Here is a 15,798-nt window from a genome sequence, read left to right on the forward strand (position 1 = left end):
ATTTTCGTCCCGCTCCGCCTCGGCTGAAGATCACCGTCATCGGCTCCGGCCCCATATACTTGCGGACGCAGCGGAATAACATTAACGTTCAAGTAATGGCCGGAGGCCGCCCGAGCACATCGTCAGGGATGTGTCATCGTCCTTAACCGGCAAAAAATGCTGGAGGAGGAAGATGAGCAAGGCGCAGGACTGGAATCTGCTGGCCCGGGACGCGGTGACGCTCACGGCCGAAAACATATCCCGTCTCGTGAAGGGTCTGCCGTTCAAAGCAAAGCTGGCGCTACGCGGGCTTCTGCGCATGCAGCACGGTTCGCTTGCCGTGACCCTGCCCGACGGCCGCAGGCTGCTGATCGAAGGAAAGAAGGCCGGGCCGAAGGCGGCACTCAGCCTCCACAACTGGAACCTTGCCTACCGGGCGCTGACGAGCGGGACGATCGGGGTCGCCGAGACCTATATGGACGGCGACTGGGACAGTCCCGACATCACCGCCTTCCTCGAACTCTTCCTCGTCAACGGCGAGGCCGCGTTCAGCTATGCGCATGGCAAGCATGGCGTCGGCCGCCTCGTCGAGCGTGTGCGCCACTGGATGAACGCCAACACCAAGACGGGCTCCAAGCGCAACATCTCGGCCCATTACGATCTCGGCAACGATTTCTACAAGCAATGGCTCGACCCGAGCATGACGTACTCCTCCGCGCTCTACTCCACAGGCGCCAACGACCTGCAATCGGCGCAGAACGCCAAGTACCGCGCGCTCGCCGAGGCGACCGGCATCAGGCCCGGGGATCACGTGCTGGAGATCGGCTGCGGCTGGGGCGGTTTTGCCGAATTCGCCGCCGGCGAGCTGAACTGCAAGGTAACGGGGCTGACCATCAGCCGCGAGCAGCTCTCCTTCGCCGAAGAGCGCATCCGTAAAGCCGGCCTCGAGGATCGCGTCGAATTCCGTTTCCAGGACTATCGTGACGAGGCTGGGCTTTACGACCGGATCGTTTCGATCGAGATGTTCGAGGCGGTCGGTGAAAAATACTGGCCGTCCTATTTCTCCAAGCTCCGGCAATGTCTGAAGCCGGGCGGCAAGGCCGGCCTGCAGATCATCACGATCAGCGCAGAATCCTTCGACCAGTATCGCAGCAATCCCGATTTCATCCAGAAATATGTCTTCCCCGGCGGCATGCTGCCGACGCGCAACCATCTCGCCGACCTCGCCGGCAAGGTCGACCTGTCACTGGTCAGGGACTTCAGCTTCGGGCTCGATTATGCCCGGACGCTGGCCGAATGGCGCGAGCGGTTCTGGTCGGTCTGGGAACGCATCCGCCCGATGGGCTTCGACGATCGCTTCAAGCGGCTCTGGGAATTCTATCTGTTCTATTGCGAAGCCGGCTTCCGCGCCCGCAACATCGATGTGCGCCAGGTCGTGTTCTCGCGCCGTTGATCATTTCACCGGATGCGGTGTCGCCGGATGGCGACCAGTCGCCGCCGGCCGTTCCCGCCAGCCGGTCATACGGTTCACGAGCGCGAAGTAAGCACCGTAGGGAAGCAGCCGCGCCAGCTTCAGCGGCGTGGTGAAGCGCTTGGGGAAACTGATCTCGAAGGCCTGCGATTTCAATCCGGCGGCAATCTGCCGGGCGGCTTCTTCGGCCGATATCAGGGCCGGCATGGGAAAAGCGTTTTTTTTCCTCATCGCCGGCGTGTCGACGAAACCCGGGCTGACGAGCTGGATGCGGATGCCCATCTTGTCGAGATCGAATTTCAGGCTCTCGGTCATGTTGATCAGCGCCGCCTTGGTGGCGCCATAGGCAGCACCCGTCGGCAGGCCGCCATAGCCTGTGACGGAGGAGACGATGGCGATCTGTCCCTGCCCTTTCGCCTTCATATGGCGGATCGCCGGCAACAGGCAGTTGACGACGCCGGAAAGATTGACGGCGAAGCTCCTTTCGAAATCGGCGCGGTGCAAATCCTCGGCATGAACAGGCACATAGACGCCGGCATTGAAGATCGCCATGGCGAGCGTGCCATGCTCGTATTCGATGGAGGCCATGACATGTTCCATGTCCTCGGCATCGGTAACGTCGCCGTCGAGCACGATGATGCTGCCGGAAAGGCCGCTGGCCTCGGCCTGCAGCTCGACCAACTCCTCATGTCTCCGCGCGGTGACGGCGACCTTGTATCCTTCGGCGGCGAGCGTCAGCGCGAGCGCCCGGCCGATGCCGGAACTCGCGCCCGAGATCCAGACGATTCCATGTTCGGGACGGGCGATGAAATCACGCATGACATGTTCCTCCTGCTCTGCTTGATCAACACGAAAACAGGTCCGGAAGTTCTCTCATCTCCCGGATTTATGGCTCTATCACACCATTGTGGCTGCTTTCAGCCGATGAGGTCGATCATCATCTGACGAAATGATCCCGTGAGCCTGACCGGGCCATCCGAAACGGCGAAGGCGATGCAGGGCCTGTCCGCTTCGGCGACCGGCCGGTGTTCGACCGTCTCGTCGGCAATGGAGATGTCGCCGGGGCCGAAATGGCCGCGTTCATCGTTGAAGGCGCCGTCGAGGATGAGGATCAGCTCCATGCCTTTGTGGGTATGGGCCGGCAAGGCGCGGCCCGGGCGGATCCACATCAGATTGACCTCGCAGCCGTCCCTGTCGAGAGAATATTCCTTGAAGCCCGGCAGCCGTTTCCGCCAGGGCACGTCCTCGGCTTCGAAGCCGACGAGATCACGCAATGCCCGTGGAAACAGCGCAGGTTTCGGCCGTGCGGAGGTAGGTGGTTCGGGAATGGGAGAAGCGGAAGCAAAAATCGCCTGAAGCCGCTTGTCCCGCTCGGCAATGGCAATTCCAGCAGCGTTTTCCAGCGCCTCTCCGGCCAGCAGTTCCAGGCCGTTCACAAAGCTGCGATTGTGCGCTTTCATTTCGAGATGGGACCGAACGAGCACACGCGCCGGCTCAGGCAAAGTGCCGGCCACATAATGCGCCATCAATGCATCGATCGTGTCGATATGCCCGTGAACCATCTGTGTTTCGGTCACGCCCTGTTGCCGCCCCGCTTGGCTTTGTCGTCATCCGTACGGGGAAAGTCAATCTTCGGATCACCCGGACGGAGGCTTATTGCAGGCCCCACGCATTTCAGGGAAGGAAAGCGAAATTTTATCGCGTGCGCCAAAGGCATGGAATAGCATTTCTTGCCAACACAGCCTTGTGAAGGGAAAAGACCGTTCCTAAAGTAAGAGTTCGAATAGAGGCAGATTCCATGACCTTCCACCCCTCCGTCCTCGAAGCCATCGGCAATACGCCCCTGATCAAACTGAAGGGCGCTTCCGCGGCGACAGGCTGCACCATTCTCGGCAAGGCGGAGTTCCTGAACCCCGGCCAGTCGGTCAAGGATCGCGCCGCGCTCTACATCATCCGCGACGCGGAGCGGAAGGGCCTGCTTCGGCCCGGCGGCGTCATCGTCGAAGGCACGGCCGGCAATACCGGCATCGGGCTGACCTTGGTGGCCAAGGCGCTCGGCTACCGCACCGTCATCGTCATCCCGGAAACGCAGAGCCAGGAAAAGAAGGACGCGCTGAAGCTGCTCGGCGCCGAACTCGTCGAAGTGCCCGCCGTTCCCTACAAGAACCCGAACAACTACGTGAAGGTATCCGGGCGGCTCGCCGAGCAGATGGCGAAGACCGAGCCGAACGGCGCGATCTGGGCAAACCAGTTCGACAACGTCGCCAATCGCCAGGCGCATATCGAAACGACCGCCAGGGAAATCTGGAAAGACACCGACGGCAAGATCGACGGCTTCATTTGCTCCGTCGGCTCCGGCGGCACTCTGGCGGGCGTTGCCGCCGGCCTCAAGGCTTTCAATGCAGACGTCAAGATCGGCATCGCCGATCCCGATGGCGCGGCTCTCTTTGAATTCTACCAGAACGGCACGCTGAAATCCGAGGGCTCCTCAATCACCGAGGGCATCGGCCAGGGCCGCATCACCGCCAATCTCGAAGGCTTCACGCCTGATTTCTCCTATCGTGTCTCCGATGCCGAAGCGCTTCCCTATCTTTTCGACCTCGTCGAGAACGAAGGCCTGTGCCTCGGCGGCTCGACGGCGATCAACATCGCCGGCGCAGTCAAGCTCGCCCGGGATCTCGGACCCGGCCATACGGTCGTGACGATCCTCTGCGATTACGGCAACCGCTATCAGTCGAAGCTCTTCAACCCGGATTTCCTGGTGTCGAAGGGCCTGCCCGTTCCGGGCTGGATGGCGAAGTCACCTGAGATAGACGTTCCTTACGAACCCGCGTGAGACCCCATGCCCGTCAATGCCCTCTATCGTGACGATTTCTATCTCTCGACATGCGAGGCGGTCGTCACCGCCATTCACGAGGACGGGGGCATCGAACTGGATCAAACCTGTTTCTATGCGACGTCAGGCGGTCAGCCGGGAGATACCGGAGAGCTGGAGCGCGCCGACGGCAGCAAGATCGCGCTCGGCCATACCAAGCACGGTGCGAGCAAGGATATCATCATCCATGTGCCGCGCGACGGCGAGGCGCGGCCTGAAATCGGCGAGACGCTGGTGCTGCATGTCGACTGGCCGCGCCGCTACAGGCTGATGCGCATGCACACGGCCTGCCACCTGCTATCCGTCGTCTGCTCCTATCCGATAACGGGAGCAGCCGTCGGCGAGGAGGAAAGCCGCGTCGATTTCGACATGAGCGAGACGATCGACAAGGACGAGGTGACATCAAAGCTGATGGAACTGGTCGGCCAGAACCATCCAGTTTATCTCCAGTGGATCACCGACGACGAGCTTGCGGCCAACCCCGATATCGTCAAATCGAAGAACGTGCGGCCGCCGATCGGGCTCGGGCGCGTGAGCCTCGTCTGCATCGGCGAGAACTCCTCGATTGACAGCCAGCCCTGCGGCGGCACACATGTTTCCGAGACACAGGAAGTCGGCCAGATTCACATCGCCAAGATCGAGAAGAAGGGCAAGGAGAACCGGCGCTTCCGCATCCGCTTCGGTACGCCCGGCGACGAAGCCTGACCATCAAGGGAGACCATAATGAGTGAGACCAAGAGCCGTTTCGTCGTCTCGGCCGACTGGCTGCAGGCCGAACTCGGCAAGCCGGATTTGCGCGTGCTGGACGCCTCCTTCTATCTGCCGGCGCAGAAGCGCGATGCCGATGCCGAATATGCGGCCGGCCACATTCCCGGCGCCATCCGCTTCGACCAGGACAAGATCGCCGATCATTCGACGTCGCTGCCGCACACGATCCCCTCGCCCGATGATTTCGCCACCGAGGTCGGCAAGCTCGGCATCGGCGAGAACGACCGCATCGTCGTCTATGACGGCATCGGCATGTTCGCCTCGCCGCGCGTCTGGTGGCTGTTCCGGGTGATGGGCGCGAAGAACGTCTTCGTGCTCGACGGCGGTCTCGACGGCTGGAAGGCCGAGGGCCGGCCGCTGGAAACCACCGCGCCCAACCATGCGCCGGCGACCTTCACGCCTGACTTCGACGAGAGCCGCGTGGTGACGCTCGAAACGATGCGCGAAATCGTCTCGAGCGGCGCGATGCAGATCGCCGATGCCCGCAGCGCCGGCCGCTTTGCCGCCACCGAGCCTGAGCCGCGTGCCGGCATGCGCTCCGGCCATATGCCCGGCGCCCGCAGCCTGCCTTCCGGTACATTCGCCAACCAGGGCCGGTTCAAGTCGCTGCCTGAACTCAGGCAGACGATCGAGGATGCCGGCATCGATCTTTCCAAGCCCGTCGTGACATCCTGCGGCTCGGGCATAACAGCCGCGATCATCACGCTGGCGCTGGAATCCCTCGGCCATCACGACAACAAGCTTTACGACGGCTCATGGAGCGAATGGGGCAGCCGCGAGGATACGCCCATCGTCACCGGCCCGCCGACGCCTGATAAAGCCTGATCGCCATGGGGAAGACGCCCGCTTCGCTGAAAGCTCATATCACCCGGCTCGAAATGACGGCGCCGCCGAAGGCGAGCCTGCCGGTGCCCGTCAACATCCAGACCGCGATCATGCGCGCGCCTGAAATACCGCTGCCCTTCTACCGCTACCTCTACCGGCAGGTGGGCGCGCGCTGGCAATGGGTGGACCGGCTGCGCATGAGCGATGAGCAGCTTGCCGGCACGCTGAACGACAAGCGCAACAATATCAGCGTCCTCTACGTGAACGGCGCACCCGCCGGTTTCTATGAATATTTCTGCGAGGACGAGGACACGATCGAGCTCAGCCATTTCGGCCTGATCGAACACGCACTCGGCCTCGGCATCGGCAAATGGTTTCTGCTGCAGGCGCTCTACGCCATCTGGACGCTCAATCCGCAGCGCGTCACCACCACCACCAACAATCTCGACCATCCCCGCGCGCTGCAGCTCTACCAGATGTTCGGCTTCTCTCCCGTGTCCACGGGCACCGGCATCGTCCGGCCGCTGAGTGACAAGGAGTTGCTGGAGCTTGCGCGGAAAAGCTGACGGGTTCGTTTCCTCGTCCGGGCGCTGTCTGCGTGTCCACGTCAGGTATGTCAGGCGATGCGGTGAAACGTCCCTTTTTCGCCTCCCTCATTCCTGTGCCTGTCACAGGAATCCAGCCACCGCGCGTCGGCGCGGTGAATGACTTGGGCGCACTGGATTCCTGTGACAAGCACAGAATGAGGGAAGAGAGGTGGAATTTCTCTCAATACGTTGGCATGCCTGCCGTCGTGAGAAGCGAGTTTGCAGCCGCGATCCCGGCAAGCAATAAGCGCAAGAAACGGGTGGCTTGGCCGATGGTCCGAGTGCAATTTCATGGCGATCACAAAGGAGATCTGCCATGACCGCCATTCGTTTTACCGCTATGCCGACTGCCGACGCCGAACACCTCTGGAACGGCGGCCGCGACGCCTATGACAGACTGCCCGAGACGATGATATCAGATGGTGACGGCAACCCCTGCCGCCATTGCCTGCAGAATATCGAAGAGGGCGAGGAGATGCTGGTCTTTGCCTACCGCCCCTTTCCGGAACTGCAGCCCTATGCCGAAACCGGGCCGATCTTCCTGCATAAGCAGCCCTGCCGGCGCTATGCCGCCGAAGAGATCCTGCCGCCGGTGCTGACGACGAGCCGCGACTTCATCGTCCGCGGCTACAATGAGAACAACCGCATCGTCTATGGCACTGGTGCCGTAACCCTCATCGGCGAGATTGCGGCCTATGGGGAAAAGCTGCTGGCGCGGCGGGACATTGCCTATGTGCATGTGCGCTCCGCGCGCAACAACTGCTTCCAGTGCCGGATCGACAAGATAAAGGCGCCGGCCCTCGTGGAGACCGGCGCCTAACCTAGAGTCAGCGAACTTACGCTACGTTCAGCACGCTCTCCGGCGCGAAGGCTTCGTAGCCGAGCGCTTCGGCGACCGGCTTGTTGGTGATGCGGCCCTTGTGAACGTTGAGGCCGTTCCTCAGATGCTTGTCTTCGGCGATGGCGCGCAGGCCGCGATCGGCAAGCGCGAGGCCGTGGACCAACGTGGCGTTGTTCAGCGCGTGCGCCGAAGTAACCGGCACTGCACCCGGCATGTTGGCGACGCAATAATGCACCACGCCGTCGACCTCATAGGTCGGATCGGAATGGGTGGTCGCATGCGAGGTCTCGAAACAGCCGCCCTGGTCGATGGCGACGTCGACGATGACGGAACCCTTCTTCATGCCGGACAGCATCTCGCGGGTGACGAGCTTCGGAGCGGCGGCACCGGGGATCAGCACGGCGCCGATGACGAGGTCGGCCGAGAAGACCTCCTCCTCCAGCGCCTGGATGCTGGAATAGCGGGTATGGACGCGGCCCGCGAAAATGTCGTCGAGTTGTCGCAGGCGCGGCAGCGACCTGTCGAGAATGCTGACATCGGCGCCGAGGCCGGCGGCCATCCGGGCGGCATGCAGGCCGACGACGCCGCCACCGATGATCGCAACCTTAGCCGGCAATACGCCAGGCACGCCGCCAAGCAGGACGCCGAGACCGCCATTGGCCTTCTGCAGCGCGGTCGCTCCCGCCTGGATCGACAGGCGTCCAGCCACTTCCGACATCGGCGCCAGCAGCGGCAAGCCGCCACGCTCGTCGGTCACCGTCTCATAAGCGATCGCGGTGACGCCGGAGGCGAGAAGCCCCTTGGTCTGATCGGGATCGGGCGCCAGGTGCAGATAGGTGTAGAGAAGCTGGCCGTCGCGAAGCTGCGCCCATTCGGAAGGCTGCGGCTCCTTCACCTTGACGACCATGTCGCACTTTTCGAAAATATCCTTGGCGGAGGTGGCGATCTTCGCGCCAGCCGCGGCATAGGCGGCGTCATCGGCGCCGATGCCGGCGCCCGCCTTGGTCTCCACCCAGACCTCGTGGCCGTGGGCCACATATTCGCGCACAGAAGCCGGCGTCAGACCGACGCGATATTCATGATTCTTGATTTCCTTCGGGCAACCGACACGCATTGGCGTTCCTCTCATTTTGTCTCCGCGGTCGCGGATCTCCTCTGACGATGAATCCAACCACCAAGACCGCGAAATGTCCTTGCAAAGACGATTTGCCAGAAGGCCACTTTTCGGAGATTATTGCGTATCTTCCGCCCTTTTTCGAAGGTTCTGCGAATGGCCGATCTCGATACCATCGATCTTGCGATTCTCAAGGTGCTGCAGGCCAATGCCCGCATCACCAATGCCGAGCTTGCCGAAAAGATCGGATTGTCGCCTTCGGCCTGTTCGCGCCGGCTCGACATCCTCGAGCGAAGCGGCGTCATCGGCGGCTATCATGCGCGGCTTTCGCACAAGGCGCTCGACTACAAGATGATCGCCATCGTACATATCTCGCTCTCCGGCCAGTTCGCCAAGACGCTCGCGGAATTCGAGGCGGCGGTAAAGCTCTGCCCGAACGTGCTCGTTTGCTACCTGATGTCGGGCGAATACGACTATATCCTCAGGGTCGCCGCCCGCGACCTGGAAGATTACGAGCGCATCCACCGCGACTGGCTGTCGGCCCTTCCCCACGTCTTCAAGATCAATTCCAGTTTTGCGCTCCGAGAAATCATCGACAGGCCGAATGTCGGGCTTTGAGGCCTTGCATATTCACGGAAAGCCTGACCAGACTTCGGTCGCGCGCGGGCGTTTCCCGCTTATTGGCATGTGATGAAATCGAAGTCCCAAGGCTATATTTTCGCCCTGCTGGCGCTCACCATCTTTTCGCTGCAGGACGCCATCTCCAAACACCTGGCATCCGCCTATCCGCCGATCTTCGTGACGATGATCCGCTATTGGGCCTTCGGGCTCTTCACGATCATTCTCGCTTCGAAGATGCGCGGCGGCCTCAAGGCGACGGCCCGCACCAAGCGCCCCGCCCTGCAAGTGGCGCGCGGCGTTCTGCTTGCGGTGCAGGTGGTGCTGGCCATCACCTGTTTTGCCCTGATCGGCCTTGCCCGTTCGCAGGCGATCTTTTCCGCCACACCGATCCTGATCGCGCTGCTGGCGATGCCGATCCTCGGAGAGCGGGTCGGATGGCGGCGATGGACGGCGATCGGCGCCGGACTTTTCGGCGTGTTGCTGATCCTGAAGCCGGAAGGCGATTTTTTCGACGTGAAGCTGCTTCTCGCCGTCCTTTCCTGCTTCAACTTCGCCTTCTACGTCATCATCACCCGTCTCGTCAGCCGCGACGATTCCTCGACGACCAGCTTCTTCTATACCGGCGTCGTCGGCGCCGTGACGATGACGCTGATCGGGCCGTTCTACTGGAGCTGGATGTCACCAGGCGACTGGGGCTGGATGGCGCTCGTCTGCGTGACCAGCATTTCCAGCCATTATTTCCTGATCCGCGCCTACGACATTCTCGATGCCGCAGCCGTCCAGCCGCTGACCTATCTGTCGCTTGTCTACGCCTCGATCATCGGCGTGACGATCTATGGAGAAACGCTGAGCTTCAACATGATCGTCGGCTCGGTCATCGTGGTTGGAGCCGGCATCTTCACCGTCTGGCGCGAGCATGTGGTGGGGCGCAGAAACGCTAAAACCAGCTGACGTTTCATTGCAATTTTAGCCAAGCTCCTAAAACCATTTCAATTTTCGGCTGCTATGTTTCTCCGGCGATGTCCAAGGGAGACAATATGACGCGCAACCTGAATATTACGGCCCGAAAGGCCGACCGCAAAAACTGTCGTGTCTTCGGCAACATGAAATATCTGAACACCCAGGTGGATGTCCGCATTCTCAACCTGTCGGCAACCGGCGCCGCGCTGGAGACGAAGGGGCCTGTCCATGCCGCCTCCGGCAGCAAGGTGCGGATCGAGGCCGAGAACCTCGGCATGCTCGAAGGCATCATCCGCTGGAAACATAACGGCCGTATCGGCATTCAGTTCGACGTGAACTCGAATGCGCGGGCGCAGGTCTCCTCCTATTTCCGCTTTTTCCATAAGGAAATACGGCCGGTGCTGGCGGTACGCCAGCTGGTCACAGCCCATCCGAGCGGCAACAACAGACCTCACCTGGCGACATCGACGCTGAAATCATAAGGCTGCACCGCCTTGGCGCCGAAGGAGCGACTGAGATCGTTCCAGTAGCTGCGGTTGACGTTGACGTCGAGGGTGACGGGGCCTTGCCTCTCCGGCAGCCTGGCGCCCAGATCCTTGACGTCGATGGCAGCGCTGTTGGCGTTGGCGCCCGACAGTACGATCGTCTCCGTGCCCAAGGGCACGTTGACACCGCCGGGCGCGGGGCTCGCCGAGAGCGGCTCGCTTGATATGAGCTGGCCGTCTCGGCCGAGGAACTTGATATCGCAGGTCTGGCATTCGCCCTGCGTCCAGCCGGGATTGACCTTCAGTTCGACACGCGGCGGCAGCGAGCGGTCCTGGGCATAAGCGGCGCCGACGATGGAAAAAAGGCCGGAGACCGGCGGTTTGACCTCGATCGGCCTCGGGCTGGTTGAGCTGCCTTGCGCGGCCGCCATGATGAGGGCCGGCGCGCCGATGCCGAGAAGAAGCGCCTTTTGCAGCTGTTGTTCGCGATAGATCAGGGCGATTGCGGCGCCGATGATGAAGAAGACCGCGATGGCGCCGACCGCGCAGGCAACTGAGATCCACGGATTTGCCGTCGTCGTCAGCCATTTCTCCACGTCGCCGCTATAGAGCGCCTGCGCCTTGTCGACCAGACTGGGCGCCGTGCCTCCGAAACCTCCGACCATTGCGATGACGACCCTGCTCATGATCCCGATCCCCCTATCGATCTCAGTCGCGCCACTTTACCATAAATTGTATTTTAAAACCACGCGGCCTTTCCCTCGGATTGTTTTGCCGTCCCGTCATTTTTGACGTGTACTCCTCGCGAAATCGTCCTAATTCTGATGCGCCGGACGATGCATGATCTTTGAAGGAGAGCTTTCCATGTCTTCCATTTTCGATGTCGGCGTCATGAGCCGCCGCTCGCTGCTCGGCGGTCTCGCCGCCACCTCCGCCCTGGTTCTGCTGCACCCTTTCAGCGCGCGCGCCAATGCCAATCAGGCGCATCTCCGGCTGATGGAAACGACTGACATTCACGTCAACGTCTTCCCCTATGACTATTATGCCGACAAGCCGAACGACACGATGGGCCTTTCGCGCACCGGGACGATCATCGACAATATCCGTGCGGAAGCTGCCAACTCGCTGCTGATCGACAATGGCGACGTGCTGCAGGGCAATCCGATGGGCGACTACATGGCCTACCAGCACGGGATGAAGGACGGCGACGTCCATCCGGTGATCAAGGCGATGAACACGCTCGGCTATACCGTCGGGACGCTCGGCAATCACGAGTTCAACTACGGCCTCGACTTCATGTTCAAGGTCCTGTCGGGCGCGAACTTCCCCTTCGTCTGCGCCAACCTGACCAAGGGCCAGCTCGCTTCCGACCCGAAGCAGGACGAGCTCTTCTTCAAACCCTATGTCATCGTGGAAAAGCAGATCAAGGACGGCGCCGGCAAGGAGAGCCCGGTCAAGATCGGCTTCATCGGCTTCGTGCCGCCGCAGATCATGCTCTGGGACATCAAGAACCTCGAGGGCAAGGCGCAGACGCGTGACATCGTCGAAGCCGCCAAGGCCTGGGTTCCCGCCATGAAGGAAGCCGGCGCCGATATCGTCATCGCCCTCTCCCATTCCGGCATCGACGGAGCCACGCCGTCCGAAAAGATGGAAAACGCATCGCTGCATCTGGCCGCCGTCGAGGGGATCGATGCGATCTTCACCGGCCACCAGCATCTCGTCTTCCCCGGCCCGAAGAGCTGGGACGGCATCGCCAATGCGGATCCCGTCAAGGGCACGCTGCATGGCAAGCCCGCTGTGATGGCCGGCTTCTGGGGCTCGCATCTCGGCCTCATCGACCTGCTGCTCGAAAAGGACGGCAACAGCTGGAAGATCGTCGACTTCACCTCGGAAGCGCGGCCGATCTATCATCGCGACGACAAGAAGAAAGTCGTTGCCGACTACGCCGACAAGAAGGAAGTGGTCGAGGCTGCCAAGTCAGAACACGAGGCGACGCTCGCCTATGTTCGCACGCCCGTCGGCAAGACCTCCGCGCCGCTCTACTCCTACTTCGCCCTCGTCGCCGACGATCCTTCCGTGCAGGTCGTCAGCCAGGCCCAGACCTGGTACATCAAGCAGATGCTCGCCGACACCGAGTACAAGGACCTGCCGGTGCTTTCGGCCGCTGCTCCCTTCAAGGCCGGCGGACGCGGCGGCGCGGACTACTATACCGACGTTCCGGCCGGCGACATCGCCATCAAGAACGTCGCCGATCTCTATCTCTATCCGAACACGGTGCAGGCCGTTGTCATCACCGGCGTGCAGGTGAAGAACTGGCTGGAAATGTCGGCCGGCATGTTCAATCACATCGCAGCCGGCTCGAAGGATGCGGCGCTGCTCAACAACGACTTCCCGTCCTACAACTTCGATGTCATCGACGGCGTGACCTACCAGATCGACCTGTCGCAGCCGCCGAAATATGACTCATCCGGCAAGCCGATCAATCCGGATGCCAACCGCATCCAGAATCTGGCCTTCGGCGGCAAGCCGATCGATCCCGCCCAGAAATTCGTCGTCGTCACCAACAATTACCGCGCCGGCGGCGGCGGTAATTTCCCGGAGATTGCCGCGGACAAGGTAATCTTCCAGGCGCCGGATACCAACCGCGACGTCATCGTCCGCTATGTCCACGACCAGGGCACGATCAATCCGTCGGCGGACGCGAACTGGACCTTCAAGCCGCTGCCGGGCACGACGGCGACGTTCGAGAGCGGCCCGAAGGCAAAGCAGTTCCTTGCCGCGGTCAAGAGCGTCAAGATCGAGGAAGCCGGCGAAGGAGCCGACGGCTTCTCGAAGTTCAGGCTCGTCCTGTAAGGGCAAGGCAATTTCGAGGAAGGCGCACTCGCGCCTTCCTCATTCGGCCGCAAGCGGGATTGCGGGCTCACGCAGTTCGGCGATGCGGGCGTGGAAATCCGCTTGGCTCGGGCAATGGGTAAGCCGCGAGCGGAACGCGTCGATCATCCAGGTGGCGGCAGGTCCGGGCGGATTGGCGAGCCGGCGCATCGAATAGATGGCATATTCTCCCTGCTCATAGGCATCCAGATCGAGATGGACGAGCGCGCCGCTGAGGAGATCGTCATGGATCAGGGAGGCCGGAAGGCCGCCCCAGCCGAGGCCAGCCTTGATGAGCTGATGCTTCGTGGCGATATCGCTGACGCGCCATGTCTTGTAGGACAGGACGTTGAAATCCCGCCCCTTCGTCAGGCCCGACGCGTCGGTGACGACGAGCTGCACTTCCTCGCGCACATCACCGAGCGTCAGCGGCCGGCCGAGCCCGGCCAGCGGGTGATTGCTGGCGGCAACCGGCAGCATGAAGGAATGACCGATCCGCTCGGTGACGACCGAATCGTCCTGCTTCAGGACCGCGCCGCCGATCCCGATCGTCGCCTTGCCGCTCAAAACCAGATCCATCACCATTCCGAGCTCGCCGACGTTGAGGTTCAGGGAAACGGACGGAAACATCTCGCGGAATTCGTGGAGCACATCCACCACGGCTTTTGACGGCACCATGACGCTGATGGCGACGGAAACCTCGGCTTCGAGCCCTTCCTTCAGGCTCTTGACCCGCGCCCGCATGACCTGCAGGTCGCCGAGAATTCGGCGCGCATCTTCCAGCATCGCCTTGCCCGCTTCCGTCAGCTTCGGCTGTCGGGCGCCGGAACGCTCGAAAAGCGGCATCTCAAGCTGGGCTTCCAGATTGGCGATCGTATAGCTGACGACCGACTGCGCGCGGTTCAGCACGCGCGAAGCGGCCGAGAAGCTGCCGGTCTCGGCAACGGTCAGAAACACCTGCAATTGATCCAGAGTCGGGTTCGGAAGCATCTTCCATCCATTCCATCGATAATTTTGATCGACATTATCTCCGTTTTTTCGATAGCTGGCCAGCCTTATTTTCCTCCTCGACACTGCGGCTCACCTCCCAACACCGGGCCGTCCCGTTCAATTCGAAAGGAAATGCACCATGTCGTCCATCCTTCTTCTGACGTCCAGCCCGCGTGCCGAATCGCTCTCGACGCCGATCGCCGCCGATCTCGCCGAAAAGCTGAAAAACCAGAAGCCGGGCAGCGCTCTCGTCCGCCGCGACCTCGCCGCCAACCCGCTGCCGCATATCGACGACCTCTTCACCGGCGCGATCCGCAAGCCGGCCGAAGCTCGCACCGCCGAAGAAATCGCAGCCATCAAGACCTCCGACGAACTCGTCGCCGAACTGTTTGCTGCCGACACGATCGTCATCAGCACCGGCCTTATCAACTTCAACATCTATTCGTCGCTGAAGACCTGGATCGATAACGTCGCTCGCGCCGGCGTGACCTTCAAGTACACGGAAAGCGGCCCGGTCGGCCTCCTGACCGGCAAGAAGGTTTATGTCGTGCTCACCTCGGGCGGCGTCTACTCGCAGGGACCGGCCGCTCCTCTGAACCACGCCGTTCCGTACCTGAAGTCGGTTCTCGGCTTCCTCGGCATCACCGATGTCGAAACCATCTATGTCGAGGGCCTCGCCTTCGGTCCGGAAGCCGCTGAAAAGGCCATCGACGCAGCCAAGTCGCGCGTCCAGGAAATCGCGCTCGCCGCCTGATCGGCTTTCGAATCTTTTGTGGAACGGCCGGCTTTCGCCGGCCGTTGTCATTTATCGATATTGGCGACAAAATCCCGGATCGTCGCCAGGATTTCGGCCGAGAGAGCTTCGTCCAGGGAAATCCTGGCAAGGCCGACGCCACCTGCCATCATCGCGAAAGCCATGATCGCCTTTCGTCGTCTTTCCCCCTCATCCGTTCCCGCAGCCTTGCTGGCCAAAGCCTCGAAATTGCGTTCGAGCCGCTCCGTCGCAATGCCCCGCGCCTTCTCGCCGCTGCGAGCGATATCAGAGGTCAGCGCGGCAAAGGGGCAGCCTTCGCCGGGATTGTCGCGGTGATAGGCGCTGACATAGCGATCGGCCACATCGGCAGCCGTCATCTTCGCCGGGTCCACGCCCTCGGCTTCCAGCCCGCGCCCCCACGAATCGAAGGCGGACCCGATCGCCTCGGCGACCAGATCGTCACGGGAGGCAAAGTGCTTGTAGAAGCCGCCGACGGTCAGCCCGGCTTCCTTCATCAGGTCGGCGACGCCGATGCCCTCAAGCCCCTCCTCGCGCAGCCGCTTTGATGCGGTTTCGACGATCTTCTCATGCGTCTTCTGTTTTTCCAGCTGCGAACGACCCATCGCAATTCTCCTGGGAGTGCCTCTTGACTCAAAA

The 15,798-nt window shown here is 61.6% G+C and carries 17 protein-coding genes; 11 read left to right on the top strand and 6 right to left on the bottom strand.

The genetic code is table 11. The features are described from left to right. Positions 1–172 precede the first annotated feature (172 nt). Positions 173–1,432, top strand: a complete 1,260-nt coding sequence (locus tag QD408_RS16430) for a class I SAM-dependent methyltransferase (RefSeq protein WP_414140033.1) — start codon at positions 173–175, stop codon at positions 1,430–1,432. On the opposite strand, the gene QD408_RS16435 is transcribed toward QD408_RS16430, so the two are convergent. Beyond that, positions 1,433–2,269: an SDR family NAD(P)-dependent oxidoreductase gene (locus QD408_RS16435; protein WP_414140034.1), complete on the bottom strand. Its 837-nt coding sequence runs from the start codon at positions 2,267–2,269 to the stop codon at positions 1,433–1,435. A gap of 98 nt (positions 2,270–2,367) precedes the next feature. Further along, the gene (locus QD408_RS16440) at positions 2,368–3,027 is read right to left on the bottom strand and encodes a ChrR family anti-sigma-E factor (RefSeq protein ID WP_414140035.1); all 660 of its coding nucleotides are present in this window, start codon (positions 3,025–3,027) and stop codon (positions 2,368–2,370) included. A 221-nt stretch (positions 3,028–3,248) separates the two neighbouring features. Here QD408_RS16440 and QD408_RS16445 point away from each other — a divergent pair, with 221 nt between their 5' ends. The 5 genes from QD408_RS16445 (at position 3,249) to QD408_RS16465 (ending at position 7,325) form a co-directional block, all read left to right on the top strand. After that, on the top strand, positions 3,249–4,286 hold the full coding sequence (locus QD408_RS16445) for a cysteine synthase A (protein ID WP_088680980.1): 1,038 nt from the start codon (positions 3,249–3,251) through the stop codon (positions 4,284–4,286). Between the two features lie 6 nt (positions 4,287–4,292). Next, the gene (locus QD408_RS16450) at positions 4,293–5,030 is read left to right on the top strand and encodes an alanyl-tRNA editing protein (RefSeq protein WP_088680981.1); all 738 of its coding nucleotides are present in this window, start codon (positions 4,293–4,295) and stop codon (positions 5,028–5,030) included. 18 nt (positions 5,031–5,048) lie between these two features. Next, positions 5,049–5,918 (top strand): 3-mercaptopyruvate sulfurtransferase, encoded by an 870-nt coding sequence (gene sseA, locus QD408_RS16455; RefSeq protein WP_414140036.1) that lies wholly within the window; start codon positions 5,049–5,051, stop codon positions 5,916–5,918. A gap of 5 nt (positions 5,919–5,923) precedes the next feature. Continuing rightward, positions 5,924–6,484 (top strand): GNAT family N-acetyltransferase, encoded by a 561-nt coding sequence (locus tag QD408_RS16460; protein ID WP_088680983.1) that lies wholly within the window; start codon positions 5,924–5,926, stop codon positions 6,482–6,484. Positions 6,485–6,821: 337 nt separating this feature from the next. Continuing rightward, positions 6,822–7,325 carry a DUF1203 domain-containing protein gene (locus QD408_RS16465; RefSeq protein ID WP_414140037.1) on the top strand — a complete coding sequence of 168 codons (504 nt, stop codon included), beginning with the start codon at positions 6,822–6,824 and terminating at the stop codon, positions 7,323–7,325. Positions 7,326–7,341: 16 nt separating this feature from the next. Here the strand turns inward: QD408_RS16465 and ald are convergent, their stop codons facing one another. After that, positions 7,342–8,460 (bottom strand): alanine dehydrogenase, encoded by a 1,119-nt coding sequence (gene ald / locus QD408_RS16470; protein ID WP_414140076.1) that lies wholly within the window; start codon positions 8,458–8,460, stop codon positions 7,342–7,344. A 156-nt stretch (positions 8,461–8,616) separates the two neighbouring features. Here ald and QD408_RS16475 point away from each other — a divergent pair, with 156 nt between their 5' ends. The 3 genes from QD408_RS16475 to QD408_RS16485 all read left to right on the top strand — a co-directional run bounded on the left by QD408_RS16475 (position 8,617) and on the right by QD408_RS16485 (position 10,523). Further along, the gene (locus QD408_RS16475; protein WP_414140038.1) at positions 8,617–9,078 is read left to right on the top strand and encodes an Lrp/AsnC family transcriptional regulator; all 462 of its coding nucleotides are present in this window, start codon (positions 8,617–8,619) and stop codon (positions 9,076–9,078) included. Between the two features lie 72 nt (positions 9,079–9,150). Next, positions 9,151–10,032, top strand: a complete 882-nt coding sequence (locus QD408_RS16480; protein WP_414140039.1) for a DMT family transporter — start codon at positions 9,151–9,153, stop codon at positions 10,030–10,032. An 86-nt stretch (positions 10,033–10,118) separates the two neighbouring features. Continuing rightward, positions 10,119–10,523, top strand: a complete 405-nt coding sequence (locus QD408_RS16485; protein WP_088680988.1) for a PilZ domain-containing protein — start codon at positions 10,119–10,121, stop codon at positions 10,521–10,523. On the opposite strand, the gene QD408_RS16490 is transcribed toward QD408_RS16485, so the two are convergent. Then, positions 10,493–11,212: a hypothetical protein gene (locus tag QD408_RS16490; RefSeq protein WP_088680989.1), complete on the bottom strand. Its 720-nt coding sequence runs from the start codon at positions 11,210–11,212 to the stop codon at positions 10,493–10,495. The genes QD408_RS16485 and QD408_RS16490 overlap by 31 nt on opposite strands. Positions 11,213–11,390: 178 nt before the next feature. On the opposite strand from QD408_RS16490, the gene QD408_RS16495 reads away from it, so the two are divergent. Then, positions 11,391–13,379: a bifunctional 2',3'-cyclic-nucleotide 2'-phosphodiesterase/3'-nucleotidase gene (locus tag QD408_RS16495; protein ID WP_414140040.1), complete on the top strand. Its 1,989-nt coding sequence runs from the start codon at positions 11,391–11,393 to the stop codon at positions 13,377–13,379. A 39-nt stretch (positions 13,380–13,418) separates the two neighbouring features. Here QD408_RS16495 and QD408_RS16500 read toward each other — a convergent pair whose 3' ends face one another. Then, positions 13,419–14,387: a LysR family transcriptional regulator gene (locus tag QD408_RS16500; RefSeq protein ID WP_088680990.1), complete on the bottom strand. Its 969-nt coding sequence runs from the start codon at positions 14,385–14,387 to the stop codon at positions 13,419–13,421. A gap of 139 nt (positions 14,388–14,526) precedes the next feature. Here QD408_RS16500 and QD408_RS16505 point away from each other — a divergent pair, with 139 nt between their 5' ends. Further along, positions 14,527–15,141, top strand: a complete 615-nt coding sequence (locus QD408_RS16505) for an FMN-dependent NADH-azoreductase (RefSeq protein ID WP_088680991.1) — start codon at positions 14,527–14,529, stop codon at positions 15,139–15,141. 47 nt (positions 15,142–15,188) lie between these two features. Here QD408_RS16505 and QD408_RS16510 read toward each other — a convergent pair whose 3' ends face one another. Further along, positions 15,189–15,764, bottom strand: coding sequence for a TetR/AcrR family transcriptional regulator (locus QD408_RS16510; RefSeq protein ID WP_088680992.1), 576 nt, complete (start codon positions 15,762–15,764; stop codon positions 15,189–15,191). Between the last annotated feature and the right edge of the window lie 34 nt (positions 15,765–15,798).

Origin of the sequence: Rhizobium sp. BR 249, from assembly GCF_047445895.1 — a bacterium.
GTDB lineage: Bacteria > Pseudomonadota > Alphaproteobacteria > Rhizobiales > Rhizobiaceae > Rhizobium.